This is a genomic window from Chitinivibrionia bacterium (assembly GCA_009779925.1).
Lineage (GTDB): Bacteria > Fibrobacterota > Chitinivibrionia > Chitinivibrionales > Chitinivibrionaceae > WRFX01.
On sequence record WRAZ01000026.1, the window covers coordinates 24,733 to 31,709 of the forward strand.

Genomic DNA, 6,977 nt, shown 5'->3' on the forward strand with positions numbered 1-6,977 from the left:
TGTCCAAAAGCAAAGGTCGCAACCAAAAGTAAAAAGATAATATTCTTTTTCATAATTTAAAGAGTATTACTCCTCTGTTTCCGAGGTATCGGCGCTTTTAGGCGTTAAAGTAAACGCTTTATTGTATTCTTCGCGTGTGGCTATCGCCTTGTTATACAGAGCCATATAATGTTTTCCTGCGACATTCCACGAGAAATCCACTTCCATTGCGCGTTTTTGCATACCTACAAAGTGGTCTTTGTTATTGTACCACGTTTCGATTGCCCATTTAATTGTTCCGTAAATGGCATCGGGCGACGCGTCTTCAAAAACAAAGCCCGTTCCCACTCCCGTGTAAGGATTGTAATTATCTACCGAATCCGCCAATCCGCCGACCTTGCGAACAATGGGAAGCGTGCCGTATTTAAGCGAATACATCTGATTAAGTCCGCACGGCTCAAAGCGCGAAGGCATCAGGAACATATCGGAACCTGCTTCAACAACGTGCGCAAGTTCTTCGTTATATCCGATATAAGAGCCGATTTTTCCACCGTAAGCGGCAGGAAGCCAACCGAAATAACCTTCCAGACCTTTATCACCCGAACCTACAACGGCAAACTGCACTTCAAAGTCGTTCAGAATTTTTTCCAAAACGCCCGCAAGAAGGTCGTAGCCTTTTTGGCTCGCCATTCTCGCAACTATGCCGATAATCGGAATGTTGTCGTCTTCTTTAAGATGAAATCTGTTCTGCAAATCCTTTTTGCAAATCTTTTTTCCCGATATATCCGAAGATGAAAATTTGCTTTTTATAAGCGGGTCTTTTTCGGGGTTCCATTCATTATAATCCACGCCGTTTAATATTCCGCAGAAATTTTTACCTTTTGCGCTAAAATAAGGTGCAAGACCGAATTCCGAATGCGGCGACGAAATTTCGAGAGCGTGCGTCGGACTTACCGTATTTACCGCTTCCGCAAAATAAATGCCTGCTTTAAGCATATTTATATGACCGTTGTCTTCAAATTTGTCGCTCGTCCAATGTTGCCATCCAAAGCCCATATAATTGAAATTTTCTTTTGGATAAGTTCCCTGATACTGCGCGTTATGAACAGTAAGAACAGTTGCCGCGCGACCTACAATCGGGTTATCCCAATACCAAGTTTTGGCATAAGCCAACGCAGGAGCCGCCTGCCAGTCGTGGGCGTGAATGATGTCGGGAGAAAAGCCCGTGTCAATACAAGCTCTGAGCGCCGCATTCGATAAAAACGCAAATCTGCTCGGATTGTCTCCGAAATCGTTGTAATTTTTGTCGTGATAAATTCCGTCGCGGTTAAAGAAGTTATCGCATTCAATAAACCATACGGGAACATCGCCGAAACCTTTTGTTTCGTAAAGCCCGCACCACTGCTCTTGAGCATTTCCCATGTGAACGCAGAAAGACCCCATAACTTGCTTAACTTTGATTTTTCCTTTACCGTCGCCGGTTTTGTCTTTTATTGCCTTATAATAAGGAATTACGATTTTAACGTTGTGCCCGTTTGCGTGCAAATACGCCGCAAGTGAAGATACTACATCGGCAAGCCCGCCTGTTTTTGCGAACGGAACTGCTTCCGACGCGACAAAAAGAATGTTCATAATTCCTCCGAATTTTTAACAGTATTTATTTAATATCAAATGTAAAATAATATTTGGTGAGACGGTCGCCACTCTTTTTGATGAAAATTTCTGTTTTTTATCTTTTTTTTACGTTTTTTACTATGTTTCTGCAACAAAAACGGTATTATTGCTATCTTATTAGGTAGAGAATTTGCCTGTTATCCGACATTTTTTGAGCAATTTACGACTTTTTGTAATATATTTACAACGAATTACTGAATAAAAAAGGAGGATGGATTATGAAATTTTCGGTGAAATTTAACAATTTACTCTTGACATTTGCGTGTGTGTGTGTGTGTGCAAGTGTTATTTTCGCTCAACCCGCAAGAAATCAAGGAAGAAGAGAAGATTTAAGTCGTTCGGATTTTCCTCCGGGAACAAAATTTGTCGCTTTGACTTTCGATGATGGACCGAATACTACCTATACGGTACAGGTTTTGGACGAGCTAAAACGTCTCGGTGCGCACGCGTCTTTTTATATTCAAGGGCAAAAAGTAAATCCGCAAACCATACCGATTTTACAACGAATGGTACACGAAGGACACGATATTGATAACCATTCGTGGAACCACCCGTCGTTTGGACAGGATCTCGAACCGGGAACTATTCCGCAAATAACCACTGCCGTTGCAGCGCGCGACCAATTGCGCAGAACTTCGCAGGCAATTTTTGATGCTGTCGGGTTTTGGCCATTTTCTTTCCGCGCGCCGTTTTTGGAGTGGGGAACATTTGCTTGGAGCGGAATAGATGTTTTGGCGGGACTTGACCGTGAAATGGCTATGGCATTTATTGATACGGGAATAGACCCTGCGGATTTCAACAACCAAGGTAATCCACAGGGAATAGCAAGCAATATATTGGGTCGAAGCGATGCTGTTTTGGATGGCGGAATTATTCTTTTGCACGACTGCGGCGGTCCTCGACACGGAACGGTTGCATCTTTACAGTTGTTCATACCTCAACTCAGACAGAGAGGATTTGAAATTGTCACCGTTCGCGAACTTTTTATGATTATGGGCAATTCGCCTGAATTGTTTGGAGGTTTGTGGGGAGGGTCAGCTATGTGGCCAAGAGTTAATCAAAGAGCAGACCTGCAAAACACACACACAACTCCTACTTGGCGCACAGACGGGATTACAGAGCGTCTTTTCTCTGAAGATTGGATGACACGCGACTGGTGGACGTGCTCGACTGCACCGTGGGACAGAGATTTGTCGCAACCTTGCGATCCTTCACAACAAAGATTTACCGTATCATTTAACACTGTCGGCGGTTCTGCGGTCAGTTCGGCAAGCGTTGTCGGAGGAAGCACGGTAAATCGTCCTGCCGACCCGACAAGAGACAACTCTGCTTTCGATACTTGGCTTCTTAACGGAACGCCGTTTGATTTCTCTACCCCGATAACAGCAAGCATAACACTTGTCGCAAGATGGAACTCCGTCGGCGGAGGTCAATATCAGGAAGTTATCGGCTGGACTTGGGACGGCGGTCAGATTACTTGGACTTCGCGCGCAGACGCTCACGACAGAAATTCTTCGGCAAACATAAGCAATCAAAATCCGCTGACTGCGGCGCTACACGTCGGAATAAACGACACTATTTCGAGAAATCCGAATGTAATTAACTGGACTTGGGCAAATGTCAGTGCATTTTTCACAGCGGGACTTTTTAACAATCTTACGGGAGTAGAAATCACATATACTTCTAATTTGCCTGCTATGCTAACAATCGGCTCAACAGCTCGATTAGGAGACGATGCGGTCGTCTATTCAGTGGAATTGCCTGCATCTGCGACCCAAAATACGCTTATGTTCTCTTTGTCGGATTTTGAAGCGCCGCAATGGATGTGGGATTGGGATAATGCCGACGCAGGTACTATAAGGTATCTCAACGACGTTGCAAAAGCAAACATAATTTCGGGACTTGAAATCGCTCACGAAAACCGCGGAGAAACCCTTAATATTACTGTATCATCCATTAAACTCCACGGAATAAGCGGCGGAAATCCGTCTGTAATTCCGAGCTCGCGAAACGTAAGCAGAACGAGCGGCAACGCGTTGGCAATCAACAGCTTTAATGCAGGAAACCTTAACTTGAACGTTTCGAGTGCGGGAATGTACAACGTTTCAATTCACGATATTTCGGGAAGAGTACTCGCACAAACAAGTGCAAGCCTTACAGCAGGCGCTAATTCTCTGCAATTAGGACAAAACATCGCAAGAGGCGTAGTTATTGTTCGTGTTCAGGGCGCCAATGCCACTTTAACGAGAAGAATTTCGATTAGATAAAAGGAGGGGTATTATGAAATTTTCAGTAAAACTCAACAGGTTCTTGATTGCGCTAATCCTCTTGTGTGTGTGTGTATCGGGAATTGCGAGCACCGCTTATGCTCAACGCAGGTATCCAACCCGTTCGCAGTTTCCCGCAAATGCGAGATTTATCGCCTTAACTTTCGACGACGGTCCGACCACCAATGAAACCGTTCGGATATTGGATACATTGAGAGCAATGGAGCGCGAACTCAACGCAACTATCAATGCGACTTTTTATGTTAACGGCGCGATGTTTAACGCTCAAACTCGTCCGATATTACGGCGTATGATAGCCGAAGGACACGATGTTGATAATCACGGTTGGTATCATTTGTCTCACGGCGGAGCGCACTCTGATTCCAGATTAAACGGACAGAATGTGGTATTGAGTACACCTCAGCAAGCGCGTGAAAATATACAGCGCCTATCTCAAGAAATATTTGATGTAACGGGACATTGGCCATTTTCTTTTCGCGCTCCGTTTTTTGAATGGGGAAGCCAGTTAAACGGGATAGACGTTGAACTCAATATGCCTTTTATGCACGCCGGATTTGATTCATTTGACTGGCGGGAGGCAAATCAAAACAATCCTCAAGCTATGGGAGCCGACATTGTTGCTAGAGCATTGGCATCTTCGGGCGGCGAGATAATTCTTATGCACGACGCTCCTATCGGCACACGAGACGGAACAGTCAGGTCTTTGAGATATTTTATTCCTCAACTTATTGCGCAAGGGTATCACTTTGTAACAGTTCGCGAATTGTTTATGATTAAACAGGCGCAACCGGAACGTTTCCGCAACATAAATCACGGTCCTAATTCCAAAGTGCCTATGGGAAGATATAACCACAGAGATTTTTGGCCAAACAACAAAGATAATTGGTGGACACAAGATTGGTGGTCGTGCCCAACTCCGCCTTGGGAGAGAACAACAGAATACGATATGGAAATTGATGAAGGCTGGCGTGTGATTACGGAGAGAGTGAGAGGCATTACCATAAATTGCAACGCAGTCATTACGCAACGCTGGACGGTTAATTTTAATTTAAACGGCGGAACTCACACAGGCGGCGGAGAACTAACACAAACCGTAAATAACGGACAAAACGCAACCTTGCCGACAGTTATTAACAGCGGACACAGGCTTACAGGTTGGAGCGGCGGAAGTCATACAAATATTACTTCCAACAGGACGCTTACCGCACAATGGGAACGCACAGACGGCGGCGGAGATTTTCAAGAAGTTATCGGCTGGACTTGGGACGGCGGACAAATTACTTGGACAGAGGGCGCTGATACTCACAACAGAAATTCTTCGGCGAACATAAGTAGCCAAAATCCGCTGACTGCTACTCTACACGTCGGACAAAACGATGAACCTGCCAATATTTGGACTTGGGCAACGGTTTCCACGTTCTTTGCAGAGAGACTTTTTGACAACCTTACGGCGATAGAAATTACTTACACCGCTAATTTGCCGCTTCAGTTAAGAATTGGTTCAACGGCGCGGTTGGGGAACGACCAAATCTTCTATTTCGCAGAATTGCCCCCATCTTCAACATTGAATACGCCGCTTATATTACCGTTATCTGCATTTGAAGCGCCGCAATGGATGTGGGATTGGACTAATGCCGACGCAGGCACTATCAGAGCCCTCCCTGATGTTGCCAAAGCAAACATAATTTCGGGACTTACGTTTGCTCACGAAAACTACGGAGAAACCGTAAATCTTACCGTATCGTCGATAAAACTTCACGGAATAAGCGGCGGAAATCCGTCTGTAATTCCGAGTTCGCGAAACGTAAGCAGAGCGAGCGGCAGTACATTGGCAATTAACGGCTTCAACGCAGGAAATCTCAGCCTGAACGTCGGACAAGCTGGAATGTATGATATTTCAATTCACAGCATTGACGGAAGAATGCTTTCGCAAACGAGCGCAAACCTTGTTTCGGGTGTGAATTCTCTGAATATCGGACAAAATATTGCAAGAGGCGTGGTTGTAGTTCGTATTCAAGGCGCAAACGCAACTTTGGTAAGGCGAATTTCGGTTAGATAGTTTTTTTAATGTAAGGGCGGGTTTGAAACCCGCCCTTACAAATTTGTTATTCGTTCATTGTAATTCAAATAATCACCAAATACAAAATAAGTCGGTAAACCATCTAAGAAATATAGTATATTTATGATTAAATATTGAAAAAATGAAAAATCGAGGTAATTTATGGAAAAATGGCAAGAAGAAATGGCGGAAATCAGAGCGGCAATGGCGGAAAATATGAAAGGTTTTGCGGAACTGAGGGAGTCGCAGAAAAAAACCGACGAGCAAATGAAGAAAACCGGTGAAGAAATTACAAGATTAAACAAAACGGTGTCCGGAAATATAGACAAAGTCGGTAAAAGAATTGACAAATTACATAAAACCGTTACCGGGATAAGCGATAACAGCGGTTTTCACGCGGAGCAATATTTTCAGGAAGCGTTGGCTAAAAGCAAAACATTCGGCGGTGAAAAATATGATAAACTCATAAAAAATCTTAAATTTCAAGGCAAAGAAAGTTGTGAATTTGACATTTTTTTAGTGAATGGTCAATCGGTAGCAATAATAGAAGCCAAAAACCGAATACACCCGAACGCAGTTGAAGACGTCGCAGTCAGAAAAGTTGCACAATTTCGCAAATATTTCCCCGAATATAAAGATTACAAATTACGCCTCGGAATAGCAGGATTTTCCTTTGACGACTATGTTGCGGAAGAAGCCCGAAAATACGGCGTAGGAATTATCCGCCAAGTAGGAGACGCAATAGAACTCGACGATAAAAATTTGAAAGTGTACTGAGTTTTTCAAGCAATTTCCGACTTTTTGCTGTATATTTACAGCGGGCATTCAATAAAAATCGGAGGAATAACTATGAAAAATTCAGTAATTTATGGGGGGGGGGGGGAAACCTTTAAAAAATTTAAAAATTTTTTACTTGCATTTTTTTGTGTTTTCATAATTCAAAGCCTTTTTTAGGCCAAACGTAGGTTTCCGACCCG

At 43.7% G+C, this 6,977-nt stretch carries 4 protein-coding genes; 3 read left to right on the forward strand and 1 reads right to left on the reverse strand.

Features of this window, described 5'->3' with window-relative positions:
• Positions 1-66 precede the first annotated feature (66 nt).
• Positions 67-1,611 (reverse strand): glycogen synthase GlgA, encoded by a 1,545-nt coding sequence (glgA, locus tag FWE23_07915; protein ID MCL2845358.1) that lies wholly within the window; start codon positions 1,609-1,611, stop codon positions 67-69.
• A 260-nt stretch (positions 1,612-1,871) separates the two neighbouring features.
• Between glgA and FWE23_07920 the strand changes: the two genes are divergently transcribed.
• The 3 genes from FWE23_07920 to FWE23_07930 all read left to right on the forward strand — a co-directional run bounded on the left by FWE23_07920 (position 1,872) and on the right by FWE23_07930 (position 6,777).
• Positions 1,872-3,920 carry a polysaccharide deacetylase family protein gene (locus FWE23_07920; GenBank protein MCL2845359.1) on the forward strand — a complete coding sequence of 683 codons (2,049 nt, stop codon included), beginning with the start codon at positions 1,872-1,874 and terminating at the stop codon, positions 3,918-3,920.
• Positions 3,921-3,933: 13 nt separating this feature from the next.
• Positions 3,934-6,000 (forward strand): polysaccharide deacetylase family protein, encoded by a 2,067-nt coding sequence (locus FWE23_07925; GenBank protein ID MCL2845360.1) that lies wholly within the window; start codon positions 3,934-3,936, stop codon positions 5,998-6,000.
• Positions 6,001-6,162: 162 nt separating this feature from the next.
• On the forward strand, positions 6,163-6,777 hold the full coding sequence (locus FWE23_07930) for a hypothetical protein (protein ID MCL2845361.1): 615 nt from the start codon (positions 6,163-6,165) through the stop codon (positions 6,775-6,777).
• The last annotated feature ends 200 nt before the right edge of the window (positions 6,778-6,977 follow it).